Genomic DNA, 13,863 nt, shown 5'->3' on the forward strand with positions numbered 1-13,863 from the left:
GAGACGAGGGGCGCACCGGCGGAGATGGCCATGTCCATGATCTTGTGGATCTTCGTGGCGTGGGCCTCGCCCAGCGCCCCGCCGAAGATCCGGAAGTCGTGCGCGTAGACGAAGACCGTACGGCCCTCGACCGTGCCCCAGCCGGTGATCACACCGTCCGTGTACGGCTTCTTCGCCTCCAGGCCGAACCCGGTCGCCCGGTGCCGGCGGAGCTGCTCGACCTCCTTGAACGAGCCCGGGTCCAGCAGCAGCTCGATGCGCTCGCGCGCGGTCAGCTTGCCCTTGGCGTGCTGCGCCTGGGTCGCGCGCTCGCTGGGGCCGCGCCGGGCCTGCTCGCGCAGGGCCAGCAGTTCGGCCACCCGGCCACGCGTGTCGCTCGGCTGCTCACCCTGGGTTTCGTCCACAACGGTCATGCATCGACCCTACGAACCCCGACCCAGAAATCGTGCCGTCGACTCCGTACAGTCTCCTGCCCGGTTTCGTGGTGGGTGTGGACAGAACCACTACGCAGGGCACGCGATCCACCAGCGAAACGCCGCCCCAAGCTGTCGGAATCCCACAAAGAGGCGGTGTGCCGTGGGCCACACGCCCCTGAGGGGGCCCGAAGGCCCCCTCAGTATGGACCAGCACTGATCCGCTCGGCTCCACCGCGCTCGGTCGCTGTTCGGCCGGGGTTCAACCTCCGCAGTGGAAGCGGGCGTTGCCCCAGTCGGCGTGGTCGTTGCCGTTGCCGTCACCGGCGTCGTCGACGACGAGCTCGACGTACGTGGCGCCGGTGACGTCCGCGGTGAGCTTCCAGGCCGGGTCGGCGGCCCCCAGGACCGGCGACTTCACCTTCTCCACGCCGTCGGCGGTGACGGAGAACCGCACGCTGCCGCGCGTGGCCTGGACGTCGTCGACGCCGGCCTCGGCGGTGAAGGCGGTGCACTTCCCGCCCAGGTAGTAGCGGATCTTCGCCGGGGCGTGGGTGCCGAGGCCCTTGGCGTACACGACGCCGCCGATCGTCAGCGGGGTGCCGTCGCCGGTCCCGGTCTCCCCGTTCGACTGGTCGCGCTCCACGGGTCCCCAGCCGTTCCGGGAGGCCGTCCAGTCGAGGTCACTGGCCCAGCCGTCCTCGGTGGGCGGCGGCGGCAGGGTCCGGACGGAGGTCTGCGCGCCGAGCGTGCGCGGGGAGCCCTGGACGGCGTACGTGGCTTCCGCACCCAGCTGGTACGTGTCGTAGGCGGCGTCCACCGGCGGGGTGACCCGCCAGCTGCCGGTGACCTTCACGCCCGGGGCGACGGAGTCGAAGACGACCGGCCCCGCCGGCTCGGCCTGCCATCCCTCGGGCACGGTCAGCGCGAGCTTCACACCGGTGGCGGCGCTCGCCTCGTCGTTGCCGAAGGTGGCCTTGACGGTGTTCGGGGCGCCGGGCTCCAGGGTCTCCGCGTCGGCGGCCACGCCGAGCGTGCCGCAGACGGCCTCCTGTCCGGCGGGGGCGGGCCCGAGGTCGGTCACGGTGAAGGCGTCGAGCACGAAGTCAGCGCCCTCGGGAGCCCCGGCCCGCTTCCGCAGCCCGGTCCAGCTGTCGCCGCAGCCCGCGGTGAGGGTCTGGGTGAAGCGGCCGGTCGTGCGCTGCTGCCCGATGGGGGTGGCGCGGGTCTCGGTGGAGGTGGCCTCGGCGTCCGCGACCCGGTCGTAGCCGTCGACCCAGCTGTAGGCGCCGGCGTGGCTGGACTGGTAGTCGAAGGCGACCTGGTACCGGTGGCCGTCCCGCATGGGGACGGTCCACGGCGCGGTGCGGTAGACGAGCCCGGTGTTCTCCTCGTGGGACTTCAGGGACTCCTTCCCACCGAGCACGTCGTCGATCAGCTTCCCGTTCCAGCCGGACTGGGTGTACGGGGCGTTGAGCTGGGAGATGCTGGTGCGGGGGTCGGTGGAGCCGCCCGCGTTGCCCTTCAGGAAGGGGCCCCAGCCCTGGTCGACCGCCTCGAAGTCCTCGTACACGAGGGTGCCGGGCCGGGTGGCGGGGGCGTTCTCGACGATCCGTACGTCATCGGCGCGAACGGTCGCCGTGGAGCCCGCCGCCGCCTCGATGCGCAGGGTGGTGCGGCCGTCGGCCGGGGCGGTGAAGGTGACCTTGGCGCGCTGGAAGCGGGTGCCGTGCCAGTCGGACGCGGCGACGAAGTCCTCGGCCGTGGAGCGCTCGACGGCCACGGACTTCCCACCCGCGCTCAGCACCGTACGGCGGGTCTTGCCGGGCTCCACCTCGATGAGGGCGGAGGCGGTGTAGCGCTTGCCGGGCTGGAGGCCGGTGACGGGCTGGGAGAGCGCGGCGGTGGCGGTGCCGGAGAGGGTGGCGCTGTTGCGGCCCTGCTCGTCGGTGGAGCGGGCGGCGGTGCCGGTCCTGGTCCAGCCGGTCAGGGCGCGGTCGTTGAAGCCGGGGTCCTTGAGGGGCGTGCCCTGGCCCCATGCGGCAGAGGCCTTCTTGGGAGCACGGTCCGGATAGAGGACGTACGGCTGTCCGGCGGTGGCGGTCAGCGTGATCTTCCCGTCGGCGGCGGGGCGGACGGTGGCGACCTCCTCGCGGCCGTTGTCGGTCAGTTCGTAGACCGTGTACGGGCCCTTGCCGGGCACCTCCCAGGTGCTGGTGCCCCCGGTCTCGCTGTAGAGGTAGAGCTTCTTCCCGCCGTCCCACGGCAGCAGGTAGTCCGTGCCGCTGAGCACCTTGCGGCCCTGGTCGTAGAAGGTCCGCTTGCCGTCCTCGACCGTGCCGCGCACACCCCCGGTGAAGGTGATGTCGTTGCCGTCCCAGCGGGTGATCTTCTGCTGCTGGAGGTACTTGGCGGGGAGGTTCTTCTGCCAGATGGTGGCGGTGAAGGCGTTCCAGTCGGTCTCGCCGGTCCACCCCTCGAAGTCCTCCAGGACGCTCTGGCCGAGGACCGGGTGGTTGTTCCAGATGTCCTTCTCGCCGTTGCGGATGAACCGGATGATCTGCGAGTTGAGACCCTTGTTCGTGGCCCCGCCGTAGTTCAGGTCGTTCGCCCAGTGCGACCAGAGCGAGGCGCGCTCGAACTTGTCGGCCCACTCGGTGCCGACGGTCCAGCCCTGCTTCTGGACGGACTGGACGGTCTTGTCGGCGATCCAGCCGTGGGAGTAGTAGACGTCGATGTAGAGGAAGTTGAGGTTGCGGTCGGTCTCGTCGCGCAGCTGCTGGAAGCGCTTGGCCAGGTCGCCGCTGTTGATGTCGCGGCGCTGGTCGATGTAGTAGCTCTGGTTGAGCCAGTTCCAGCCGGGCTTGGACTTGTCGACGAGCTGCTCGCTGAAGGCGTTGGCCTCCGGGTAGGACTCGGTGGCGTTGACGTGGACGCCGAAGGTGGCGCCCCACTTCTTGCCGCCCTTGAGCAGGGTGTTGAGGTCCTTGAGCCCGCCGGCCCGCTTGTTGTAGTTGCCGCCGTAGTCCGGGTGGGCGGAGTCATGCCCCTCGGAGCCGTACCCCTTGAGGACGGCGAGCTGGCCGAGGCCGTCGGTGGCCTGTGAGATCCGCTTGACGTCGTCGAGGGTGCGCAGAAAGGGATGGGTGGCCTGGCTGGCGAAGTTGAACGGGATGTGGGTGACGACCCGGTCGGCGGTCTCCTCGCTGCCCGGGGCGGTGATGCCGATGGAGCGGAAGGCGGTGGCCCCGTCCTGCCAGTCGACGGCCCGGTCGCCGTTGGCGTCGGGGGTGACGACGACCTTGGCCCAGGGCAGGTTCTCGCCGCTCTCCGGCTTCGGTGCGCCCTCGCCCCGGTAGGTCCACTGGCCGGAGCTGACGCCGACCCGGACTCCGCTTCCGTCGGCCTCGGTGCGGGCCTGGCGCCAGAAGCGGGCGTCGTCGCCGCCGGTGGGGCCTGAGGGCTTGTCGTAGGAGGAGTTGGACTCGACGGCGGCGGCGAGGGAGGAGGTGTTCAGGAGCGCGTAGGTGGCGCCGACGGGAGCGGGGTCGGGCTCGGTGTCCCCCGTGACCTTGGCGAAGACGTCGGCGGTACGCGTGGAGTCCGGGTCCAGCGTCGTGAACGCGGTGGCGGCGCCGGGTTCGGTGGAGCCGACGGAGATCAGGTCGTGCCCGGGGATGTCGATGGTGCCCACCCGGAAGGCGGCGGTGTCGCGGACGGCGGTCACCTTGAAGGTGGTGGTCCGGCCGGAGACGGTGAGCGAGGCGTCGATCTCGACACCGGGCAGGTCGGTGAAGGTGAGGCTGTAGCGGGCGGAGGAGCCGCTCACCTCCGGTGCGGCCTTGGGCTTCACCGGGTGGGCGGTTCCGTTGAGGGTGACGGCGGTGACCGGCCTCGTACTGCCGAGGAGCCGCTGACCACTGGCCCGGTCGGTGTACGACAGGACGCGCGGGAAGTCGTCGGCCACGGCGACGGTGAGGTGGGCGGAGCCGATGGTGGCGGCCGACGCACCGGGCTTCGCCGCTCCGGCCGGTGGTGCGGGGGACGGATCGGCGGCTGCGGCGGGGAGGGCGGCGGTCCCCACGAGCGCCAGGACGGCTGCTGAGGCGACGGCGACCAGGCCGGCGGAGGGGAATCTTGGCGACATGGCCCCTGAGTAGTCGCCGTGTCGGGACACCGTCAACGAATGTCGGCCCCGGGGGCCGCCTCCGTCCAACAACCGTGGTCCGTTAGTCCAAGTGGGGCGCGTGCGGGCCATCGCGGCGGCCCGTCGGCTGTCGCGGCGGCTTGTTCACCTCTTGGCCGCAGCCGTCTCCGTACGGTCACGGTTCGCACCCGCCCGGGTCCGGCAAGTGGCGCTTGCGGGCGTCGAGTTGTGAAGACCCGCAGTTTTTGAGAGCGCTCTCAGTCATAAGTCTTGACGACCGCTCCACCCCTGGCAAGAGTGGTGCGCACCCCCGCAGACACCCCCACTGTCCGGTCTCTCCCCCACCACGCCACGACCCGTCTGCGGCCCCCACACACTCGGGAGTTCCCTCGTGATTTCGCGCAGAATGTTCCTGACCGGCGCCGCCGCATCGGCCGCGGCGCTGACGTACCCCGCCTGGGGCACCGCCCTCAGCCCGCGCGCCTCGGCAGCGCCGGCGACCTGCGAACTGGCCCTGGAGAACAAGTCGTTGCCCGGGTCGGTGCACGCGTACGTCACCGGCCACGAGCTGGGCACCGACCGCTGGGTGCTGCTCCGGCCGAACGGCGAGGTCTACCGCCCCGACTCCCCCGGCGCCCCGCAGACCCCGCTCCCGGTGGACTGCGCGATCCCGCTCAACGGCGCGGGCGAGGCCCCGGTGGTGCTGACCCTGCCGCAGATGTACGGGGCACGGGTCTACTTCGTCCGGGACGACAAGCTGGACTTCTTCCTCAACCCGGGCCCCTCGCTGGTGGAGCCCGCCTTCGCGACGCCGACGGACCCGAACTACGGGCGTACCTGGGCGTTCGCCGAGTTCACCTTCAACACCGAGCAGCTGTACTCCAACATCAGCTACGTGGACCTGATCACCGCCCTCCCGATCGGCATCACGCTGGAGGGCGACGGCACCCACGTCGTGACCCCCCACCCCGAGGGCGCGGTGGAGCGGATCGCGGCGGACCTGACCGCCCAGGCCGCCGCCGACGGGCAGCCGTGGGACCAGCTGATCACCCGGGGCGACGACGGCAGCGTACTGCGGGTCGTCTCGCCGCAGAACATCATGGCCCCGTACTTCGACCGGCCCGACGAGATGCCGTTCCGGGACCTGTTCACCGCCCAGATCGACGAGGTCTGGGAGAAGTACCGCTCCGAGGACCTGCGCATCGACCTCCAGGGCGGCCGGGGCGCACTGGCGGGCCGGGTCAGCGGCGACGTCCTGACCTTCGAGGGCGGCCACACGTTCACCAAGCCGGAGTCCAAGGACGTCTTCACCTGCAACCACGGCCCGTTCACCAACAACCCGGGCGACTTGGACGACAAGAAGGCGATCCTGGCCCGGCTGGCGGCCGGCTTCAACCGGTCGATCATGCTGAGCCACCCGAGCCAGCCGAACGGCACGTCGGTGTCGGACTACTACAAGACGCCGGTGACCAACCACTGGTCCCGCGTGGTCCACGCCAACAGCCCGATCGGCTACGCGTTCCCGTACGACGACGTACGCCCGGACGGCGAGCCCGACGTGTCGGGCGCGGCGCACGACGGGAACCCGCGCCGCTTCACGGTGAGCGTGGGGGCCTGACGGCCGTCGCGACCAGCAGGTGAGTGCCCTCCGCCGGACCCGGCCGGCGGAGGGCACTCACCTGTCCGTACAGCCTGGAATCGCGACACACCATCAATTCATACTATTCACGGCATCCTTGACTTTCTTTTCGGCGTCCCGGAACCGTTCCGTATGCGAAAGAACCTCCTCAGGCGCACGACCGGGCTCCCCCGCCGCACGCTCGCGGCGCTCGCCGCCGCCTTCCTGCTGGCGGCCCCCGCCACCGCCCACGCCACCGCACCCCCGCCGCCCACCGCAGCCCAGGGCCTGCGCGCCTTCCAGCAGAGTTACGGGCTCATCCCCACCGGCCTGGTGGACCCCGCGACGGCCCACCTCCTCAAGGCGGCCCCGGACAGCGAACTGCGCGCGGCCTTCGCCGACCCGTCGGACCTCGGCCCGGAACAGCTCGCGCACGCGCGTACGGTCATCGGCGTCGGGAAGGGGGCGGACATCCCGGAACAGGGCCAGGTGATCGCCCTGATGACAGCCATGCAGGAGTCCAAGTTCGTCAACTACACAACTCCGGTGGACCACGACTCGCTCGGGATCTTCCAGCAGCGCCCGAGCATGGGCTGGGGCACCCCGCAGCAGATCACCCACGTCCCGACCGCGTCGAAGTCCTTCTACGGGCTGCCGTCGCCGACCAGCAACCCGGGGCTGCTCCAGATCAAGGGCTGGGAGTCGATGGAGCCGGGCAGGGCGTGCCAGGCGGTGCAGCGGTCCGCGCACCCGGACCGGTACGCGCAGTGGGAGCAGTTCGCCCGGGACCTGCTGGAGCGGGAGGGGCCGACGGTGGAGCCGGTCGACTGATCACCGTCGGCCCGTGCGGGAGGGTCAGCAGCCGCCGCAGTTGTAGTAGGTCACGTCCCAGTGGTTGCCCTCGTCGGCGTAGATGTTGCCGGAGCCGGACCGGTACTGGCGGGCGCCGTCGCCGCGTACGCCGATGTAGGTGAAGACGCCGGTGACGTAGTTGTTCAGGCAGGTGCTCTTGGCGAAGTCGAGCTTGTAGCCGTTCCAGTGCGAGTACGTGCCGCCGGCGTGCCCGGTCTCCGTACCGCCGGTGATCCTGAGCGCACAGCCGGTGGCGCTCCTGAGCGTCTGGGCGCCCTGGGCGGTCTCCAGGTTGAGCTGGTCGAACGATGTGCAGGTGGCGACGTTGCGGTTGGAGCAGTTGCCTGACGACGACCAGGTGATCCCGGAGGAGCTGAACCGGGAGGTGGCCTGTGCGTGGGTCAGCTTGGTCACGGCGTGCGCCTCGGTGGCGCCGCTGCCGAGGGCGCCGACGCCGGGGACGAAGAGGGCGCCGAGGACGAGGGCCAGGGCGGTGAGGGCGGAGCGGAGTCGTGGGCGGTTCACCATGGGGGATTTTCCTCCTGCTCATGACAAAACAGAGGGCGTACGGGGCGGGTCCGCGCACGCCGGGCAGGGAGATGGTGCCCGAGTTCTACGCGCGTCCGCCGGAGGGCGAAACCGGGCGGCGCCCCTTCGGCTCGAGGAAAGGTTGAAACTTGAACAAGATGGAGTTAGAGTCAATCTCGTTGAAGGTTAAACAACACCGACGACGCCGCTGCTACATCTGCCCCACCCCCGGGCAGCACCGCTCGCACACGTCCCCCGAGGAGGAGCCATGGCTCTGTTCACCCGCAAGTCGACCGCCGCCACCCCGACCACCACCGCCGAGGCCCCCGCGGTGGACCCGGCACTGGCCGCCCTGACCGGCGCCTACACCATCGACCCGGCCCACAGCAGCATCGGCTTCACCGTGCGGCACGCGATGGTCACCAACGTGCGCGGCTCCTTCGGTGAGCACGAGGGCACCCTGACCCTGGACGGCACCGACCCGGCGAACTCCTCCGCCGCCATCGACGTGAAGATCGCGAGCGTCGACACCGGCATCGCCGACCGCGACGGCCACCTGGTCAGCGGCGACTTCTTCGACGCCGAGAAGTTCCCCCTGATGACGTTCCGCTCGACGCGCGCCGAGCAGCTCGGCGGCGAGGCGTACCGGGTCACCGGCGACCTGACCATCAAGGACGTCACGCGCCCGCTCTCCATCGACCTGGAGTTCAACGGCTCCGCCACCGACGTCTACGGCAACGAGCGCGTCGGCTTCGAGGGCAGCGCGGACATCCTGCGCTCCGACTGGGGCCTGACCTGGAACGCGGCGCTGGAGACCGGCGGGGTCATGGTCAGCGACAAGGTCAAGCTGCACTTCGACATCTCCGCGATCAAGGCGGCCGCGCCGCAGGTGTGACGCGCACGCCTGACCGCGGCGGCACAACGCATCACCGCACGGGCGGTTCGGCACCTTCGGGTGGCCGGGCGGGCGTCGACGCCCTCGCCGACGGCTATCCGGACGGGTCCGGTGCGACGCGGGAGTCCTCGGACTTCCTGCGTCCGCTCGCCGCGTCGGCGGCGGCCGGGAAGGTCACCGCGAAGGTGGCCGGGGTGGAGGACGCACGGTCACTGCCCCAGCGGCTCAAGGCGCCCGGCGGAGGCACCTCGCAGGCCGATCTGGCCCTGGCCGACGGCAAGCACCTCCGCGTCCAGCTGGCCCGCGAGCACGGCGTGTGGTGGGGGTACGCGCTGGCCCCCGCCGGCTGATTCGGGGCCGTACGCGGAAGGCCGTACGCACAAGGCAGCGCGCCCCGCACCCGGGAGGTCACGGGTGCGGGGCGCGCTGTCGTAGGTGCGCGTACGTACGACTACGGGCGTACGGGGGTTACTTCTTGACCTTCTCCGCGAAGAGCGGCACGACCTTCTCCAGGGCGTACGAGACGGAGAGCACGGAGTCCGTGGCGAACGCCTGCGAGATGATCTGGTCGTCGAAGATCAGGGAGTTGCCGGCCTTCACCGACGGGACCGCCTTGTAGAGCGGGTCGTTGCTGATGTCCGTGGCGGGGATGCCGATGGGGGTCATCACCGTCAGGTCGGCGTCCAGGAGTTCGAGGTTCTCCTTGGAGATGGAGACGGAGAAGCCCTCGCCGGCCTTGGCCTCGACAGCCGGGCTGTTCGTGAAGCCGAGGCGCTCGACGAAGTCGACCCGGCCCGTGCCGCCGACGTACGCGCCGTAGCCCTCGGAGGTGCGCGAGCCGAGCACGATCATGGCGTCCTTGAACTCGGGGTGCGCCTTCGCCGCCGCCTCGAACTTCTTCTCGGTCTCCGCGATCAGCTCCTTGCCCTTCTCGGGCACGCCCATCGCGGCGGCGATCATCGTGGTCTGCTGCTCCCACGAGATCTTGTACTGGTCGCCGTCCTTGGGCACGCCGACGGTCGGGGCGATCTTCTTCAGGGTGTCGTACCGGGTCTGGTCACCGCTGGACTTGGTGTCCAGGATGAGGTCCGGCTGGAGGGAGGCGATCTTCTCGAACTCCGGCTCCATCGTGCCGATGAGCTCGGGGGCCTTGTCGTACATGCCCTTCGCCCACGGGCCGACGCCCTCGCCGCCGAACGGCAGCCAGTCGCTCGCCCCGACCGGCTGGCCGCCGAGCGCGAGCACGGTCTCGGCGTCGCCCCAGCCGAGCGCGACGATCCGCTTGGGCTGCTCGTCGACGGTGACCTCGCCGAACTTCGTCGCGACCTTGGCGGGGAAGGCGCCCTCGGAGGCGGCGGAGGGGGCGGAGCCGGACCTGTCGGAGGAGTCGTCCGACGTACCGCAGGCGGAGACGCCGACGAGGAGGGCGGCGACGGCACCGGCCATCAGGACGGGGGTGCGGCGGGGGCGCCGGGAAGCGGAGGGGTTCATGCCCTTTAGGTTAGCCTCACCTAATGACAACGGTGCCATGGGGTGGGCTCCTCCGAGCGCGTACGGAGGTCAGGCCGCCGGGTCCTTCACGTGGTGGCGCCCCAGCGGCACCACCATCGGGGTGGCCGACGCCGGGTCCTCGATCACCGAGCAGCGCATCCCGAAGACCTCGCCGACCAGCTCTTCCGTCACGATGTCGACGGGCCGCCCCTCCGCCAGGATCCGGCCGGCCTTCATGGCGATCATGTGGTCCGCGTACCGGCAGGCCAGGTTCAGGTCGTGCAGGACGGCCACCATCGTGACGCCGCGCTCGCGGTTGAGGTCGGTGAGCAGGTCGAGGACGTCGAGCTGGTGGCTGGCGTCCAGGAACGTCGTCGGCTCGTCGAGCAGCAGGATGTCCGTACGCTGCGCCAGCGCCATCGCTATCCACACCCGCTGGCGCTGCCCGCCCGAGAGCTCGTCCACCGGCCGGTCGGCCAGCTCCAGGACGTCGGTGGAGAGCAGCGCGTGCGCGACCGCCTCGTCGTCCTCGGCGCCCCAGCGCCGGAACCAGCCCTGGTGCGGGTAGCGACCGCGGCCGACCAGGTCGGAGACGGTGATGCCCTCGGGCGCCGTGGGGCTCTGCGGGAGGATGCCGAGAACGGCGGCGACCTCCCTGGTCGGCATCTCCTGGATGGACCGGCCGTTGAGGAGCACCGCCCCGGCGGAGGGCGCGAGCAGCCGGGCCATCGCGCGCAGGAGGGTCGATTTGCCGCAGGCGTTGGGGCCGACGATGACGGTGATCCGTCCGGGCGGGACGGTCACGCTCAGCCCGGGGACGATCTCCCGGTCGCCGTAGCCGAGCCGGACGTCCCGGGCTTCCAGAGTGTGCTCAGCCACGACCGGGCCACGCCTTTCGTTGTCGTCGTCTCGAAGAACCGAACCGTCTCGGAGAACCGAACCGTCTCGGAGAACCGACATGTCATCCCCCGCTGCCGACGCGGTTGGCGCGGGCCAGGAGCAGGAGCAGGTACGGCGCGCCGATGATGCTGGTGACCACGCCCACCGGCAGCTGGACGGAGGGCAGCATGTGCTGGGCCGCGAAGTCGGCGACGAGGACCAGCAGCGCGCCGCTCAGGGCCGCGTGGGGCAGGGCGGCTCCCCGGCCCGGGACCAGGCGGCGGGCGATCGGCGCGGCGACGAAGGCCACGAACCCGACGGGCCCGGCGGCCGCCGTGGCGACCCCCGCCAGGGCCGTGGCGCACCCGAGCAGGGCGAGCCGGCTCGGCTCCACCTTCGTACCGAGTCCGGCGGCGGCGTCGTCCCCGAGCTGGAGGGGCCGCAGGGCGTGCGCGGCGACGGCGGTGAGCGGGACGAGGAGGGCGAGCGCCCCGGACATCGGCCAGAACTGGTCCCAGGAGCGGCCGTTGAGGCTGCCCGCCAGCCAGCGGAAGGCCTCCTGCGCGTCGGTGACGTCGGAGCGGGCCATCACGTACCAGACCACGCTGGAGAGCCCCGTGCCGACGCCGATCCCGACGAGGACCAGGCGCTGTCCGGCGACGCCTTGCCGCCAGGCGAGCACGTAGATCGCGGTCCCGGCGGCGACCGAACCGGCCAGCGCACTCGCGGAGAGGGCGAGCCCGCTGACCTGGTACACCAACGCGGCGGTGACGGCGACGGCACTCGCTCCGGCGCTGATGCCGATGAGGTCCGGGCTGGCGAGGGGGTTGCGCAGCACGGTCTGGAAGACGCCTCCGGAGAGCCCGAACGCGGCACCGACGAGGACCGCGAGGAGGGCGCGGGGCAGCCGCAGCTCCAGGACGACGAACTGCGAGCCGCCGTCGCCGCCTCCGAGGAGCGTCTCGACGACCTTCCCGATCGGCATGACCATGTCGCCGACGCTGAGCGAGACGCCGAACGCGGCAACCAGGGCGACGAACAGGCCCGCCGCGACGGTGACGGACCGCCGGCGCCCGCGTCCGCGTACGGCGGAGACCTGCCGTACGGCGTCGGCGAGCCGGTCCGCTGTGGCTTCCTTGCTGGCCGGAGGGGCGCTCACAGTTCCACCAACTTCCTGCGCCGGACCAGCCAGATGAAGGGGACGCAGCCGATCGCGGCGGTGATCACGCCGACCTGCACCTCTCCGGGCGGGGCGATCACGCGGCCGATGATGTCGGCGACGAGCAGCATGATCGGGGCGAGCACCATGCTGTACGGCAGCACCCAGCGGTAGTCGGGCCCGGTGATCAGGCGGGCGGCGTGCGGTACGGCGAGGCCGACGAAGCCGATGGGCCCGGCGACCACGGTGGCGGCGCCGCAGAGCACCACCACGGCGAGGGCCGAGACCATCCGCGCCGCACCGACCCGCTGGCCGAGGCCGCGCGCGAGGTCGTCGCCGAGGGAGAGGGCGTTGAGCTGCGGCCCGAGGCCGAGGGCGAGTACGGCCCCGATGAGGATGAACGGGGAGACCTGCCAGAGCACCTCGGAGCTACGCGCGGTCAGGGCCCCGAGCTGCCAGAACCGGAACTGGTCGTAGCTCCCCCGGTCCTGGAGCAGGATCGCGCTGGTGATCGAGGTGAGGACGGCACTGGTCGCGGCGCCCGCGAGCGCCAGCTTGACCGGGGTTGCGCCCTCACGGCCGAGCGAGCCGACCCCGTACACGAGGAGGGCTGCGAGGAGCGCGCCGAGGAAGCCGAACCAGACGAACTGGGTGGCGACGGTGAACCCGAGCAGCGTGATCGAGCAGACGACGGCGACGGACGCACCCGCGTTGATGCCGAGGAGCTGAGGGTCGGCGAGGGGGTTACGGGCGACGCCCTGCATGACGGTTCCCGCGAGCCCGAGCGCCGCACCGGCGAGCAGCCCGGCGACGGTGCGCGGGATGCGGACCTCCTGGATGACGAGCTGGCCCTTGACGGTGAGGTCGGGGTCGAAGACGCCGGGCAGCAGATCGCGGAACGGCACGTCCCCGGAGCCGATGGCGAGGCTCGCCACGGTGACGAGGACCAGCACACCGAGGGCGACCAGGAGCCCGAGGACGAGGACGGGCCGACTGCGCCTGACCCGTGCTTCCTCGCCGCCGCCCGCCGGTTTCCCCTTCGCCAGGAGGGTCGAGCCGCTCACGGCCTCGCCACCGGTCCGACGGCCGCCGGAATGCGGTTGTGCACGGTCTCTCACCCTTGCTCATCGGCGCCTTCGGGCAGGGGGCGCCCCGGCGCGCGGCCGTCCGCACCCGGGCACCCCGGAGAAGGCAGGGCAGGGGCCCCAAAGTAAGGTCACCCTAACAGCGCCGGTCCGACCCCGCACCGCCGCACCCGCGGTGGACGTCCTCCGCGTCAACGGCCGCGCCCGCATCCTGACGGAGGCACCGTTCTTCGACGCGATGACGCTGAAGGGCGAGCGCCCGAAGCTCGCCCTGGTCGTCGAGATCGACGAGATCTTCCGCCACTGCCCGAACGCGCTGCGCCGGTCGGGGGTGTGGGCGCCGGAGACGTGGGAGGGGGCGGCGGACCCTCGGCGAGGCTCTGCGGTCGGCCCGTCAAGGAGGGACTGCGACGAACCACGCCGAGTGGAAGACTCGCCGCCACCGTGCGCTCCTCGGTGAAGCCGTCGAGGAGACCCCTGAGTACGGCCGGCTGTACGAGAGGCCGAGCTGGCCCGCGGATCTCGGCCAGCTCGTCTCCAGCTCGTCTACGGACGCCGCACCGCGCTCGGCCTGTCGCAGGCTGAACCCGCCGAACGCTGCGGCATGAAGCAGCCACAGATCTCCCGGATCGAGGGCGGTGGAACCATGCCGGCCATCCCCTCCTGCGGCGCCTGGCCCGCGCCCTGGAAACCGGCCTGACCATCGAACTCACCGCGCATCACCCGGCCGCCTGAGCGCGGTAGCGCACGGCACACGGCAGGCCCCCACCCCCGCCGACAGCGGGGAAGGGGGCCT

At 71.4% G+C, this 13,863-nt stretch carries 12 protein-coding genes and 1 pseudogene; 6 read left to right on the forward strand and 7 right to left on the reverse strand.

Annotated elements, in window-relative coordinates; genetic code table 11:
* Both ABZ154_RS17575 and ABZ154_RS17580 read right to left on the reverse strand, forming a co-directional pair.
* On the reverse strand, positions 1-413 hold a 413-nt coding region (locus ABZ154_RS17575), incomplete at its 3' end, for a carboxyl transferase domain-containing protein (protein WP_356833513.1).
* A 262-nt stretch (positions 414-675) separates the two neighbouring features.
* Positions 676-4,560: an endo-alpha-N-acetylgalactosaminidase family protein gene (locus ABZ154_RS17580; RefSeq protein ID WP_356833515.1), complete on the reverse strand. Its 3,885-nt coding sequence runs from the start codon at positions 4,558-4,560 to the stop codon at positions 676-678.
* 406 nt (positions 4,561-4,966) lie between these two features.
* Here ABZ154_RS17580 and ABZ154_RS17585 point away from each other — a divergent pair, with 406 nt between their 5' ends.
* Both ABZ154_RS17585 and ABZ154_RS17590 read left to right on the forward strand, forming a co-directional pair.
* Entirely contained in the window at positions 4,967-6,178 is a 1,212-nt protein-coding gene (locus ABZ154_RS17585) for a glycoside hydrolase family 64 protein (RefSeq protein ID WP_356833675.1), read from the forward strand.
* A gap of 153 nt (positions 6,179-6,331) precedes the next feature.
* Entirely contained in the window at positions 6,332-7,009 is a 678-nt protein-coding gene (locus tag ABZ154_RS17590; RefSeq protein WP_356833517.1) for a peptidoglycan-binding protein, read from the forward strand.
* 24 nt (positions 7,010-7,033) lie between these two features.
* Here ABZ154_RS17590 and ABZ154_RS17595 read toward each other — a convergent pair whose 3' ends face one another.
* On the reverse strand, positions 7,034-7,558 hold the full coding sequence (locus tag ABZ154_RS17595) for a hypothetical protein (RefSeq protein ID WP_356833519.1): 525 nt from the start codon (positions 7,556-7,558) through the stop codon (positions 7,034-7,036).
* Positions 7,559-7,826: 268 nt separating this feature from the next.
* Between ABZ154_RS17595 and ABZ154_RS17600 the strand changes: the two genes are divergently transcribed.
* Positions 7,827-8,453 (forward strand): YceI family protein, encoded by a 627-nt coding sequence (locus ABZ154_RS17600; RefSeq protein ID WP_356833521.1) that lies wholly within the window; start codon positions 7,827-7,829, stop codon positions 8,451-8,453.
* On the forward strand, positions 8,450-8,803 hold the full coding sequence (locus ABZ154_RS17605; protein WP_356833523.1) for a hypothetical protein: 354 nt from the start codon (positions 8,450-8,452) through the stop codon (positions 8,801-8,803). The genes ABZ154_RS17600 and ABZ154_RS17605 overlap by 4 nt, the downstream gene beginning before the upstream one ends.
* Positions 8,804-8,921: 118 nt before the next feature.
* On the opposite strand, the gene ABZ154_RS17610 is transcribed toward ABZ154_RS17605, so the two are convergent.
* The 4 genes from ABZ154_RS17610 to ABZ154_RS17625 all read right to left on the reverse strand — a co-directional run bounded on the left by ABZ154_RS17610 (position 8,922) and on the right by ABZ154_RS17625 (position 13,046).
* Positions 8,922-9,944: an iron-siderophore ABC transporter substrate-binding protein gene (locus ABZ154_RS17610; RefSeq protein ID WP_356833525.1), complete on the reverse strand. Its 1,023-nt coding sequence runs from the start codon at positions 9,942-9,944 to the stop codon at positions 8,922-8,924.
* A 69-nt stretch (positions 9,945-10,013) separates the two neighbouring features.
* On the reverse strand, positions 10,014-10,823 hold the full coding sequence (locus tag ABZ154_RS17615) for an ABC transporter ATP-binding protein (RefSeq protein WP_356833527.1): 810 nt from the start codon (positions 10,821-10,823) through the stop codon (positions 10,014-10,016).
* 82 nt (positions 10,824-10,905) lie between these two features.
* The gene (locus tag ABZ154_RS17620; RefSeq protein ID WP_356833529.1) at positions 10,906-11,982 is read right to left on the reverse strand and encodes an iron chelate uptake ABC transporter family permease subunit; all 1,077 of its coding nucleotides are present in this window, start codon (positions 11,980-11,982) and stop codon (positions 10,906-10,908) included.
* Positions 11,979-13,046 carry an iron chelate uptake ABC transporter family permease subunit gene (locus tag ABZ154_RS17625; protein ID WP_356833531.1) on the reverse strand — a complete coding sequence of 356 codons (1,068 nt, stop codon included), beginning with the start codon at positions 13,044-13,046 and terminating at the stop codon, positions 11,979-11,981. Before ABZ154_RS17625 ends, ABZ154_RS17620 begins: the two co-directional genes overlap by 4 nt.
* A gap of 193 nt (positions 13,047-13,239) precedes the next feature.
* On the opposite strand from ABZ154_RS17625, the pseudogene ABZ154_RS17630 reads away from it, so the two are divergent.
* Together ABZ154_RS17630 and ABZ154_RS17635 are read left to right on the forward strand one after the other, a co-directional pair.
* Positions 13,240-13,527, forward strand: a pseudogene (locus ABZ154_RS17630) (hypothetical protein); the annotation flags it as partial.
* Positions 13,528-13,638: 111 nt separating this feature from the next.
* Positions 13,639-13,767: a helix-turn-helix transcriptional regulator gene (locus ABZ154_RS17635; protein ID WP_356833677.1), complete on the forward strand. Its 129-nt coding sequence runs from the start codon at positions 13,639-13,641 to the stop codon at positions 13,765-13,767.
* Positions 13,768-13,863: the final 96 nt, after the last annotated feature.

The organism is Streptomyces sp. NPDC006261, from assembly GCF_040613515.1.
Classification (GTDB): domain Bacteria; phylum Actinomycetota; class Actinomycetes; order Streptomycetales; family Streptomycetaceae; genus Streptomyces.

What these genes read in the sequence shown, in the direction of transcription:
- ABZ154_RS17580 (WP_356833515.1), bottom strand. Translation starts at nt 4,560, where the DNA reads ATGTCGCCAAGATTCCCCTCCGCCGGCCTGGTCGCCGTCGCCTCAGCA.
- ABZ154_RS17585 (WP_356833675.1), top strand. Translation starts at nt 4,967, where the DNA reads ATGTTCCTGACCGGCGCCGCCGCATCGGCCGCGGCGCTGACGTACCCC.
- ABZ154_RS17590 (WP_356833517.1), top strand. Translation starts at nt 6,332, where the DNA reads ATGCGAAAGAACCTCCTCAGGCGCACGACCGGGCTCCCCCGCCGCACG.
- ABZ154_RS17595 (WP_356833519.1), bottom strand. Translation starts at nt 7,558, where the DNA reads ATGGTGAACCGCCCACGACTCCGCTCCGCCCTCACCGCCCTGGCCCTC.
- ABZ154_RS17600 (WP_356833521.1), top strand. Translation starts at nt 7,827, where the DNA reads ATGGCTCTGTTCACCCGCAAGTCGACCGCCGCCACCCCGACCACCACC.
- ABZ154_RS17610 (WP_356833525.1), bottom strand. Translation starts at nt 9,944, where the DNA reads ATGAACCCCTCCGCTTCCCGGCGCCCCCGCCGCACCCCCGTCCTGATG.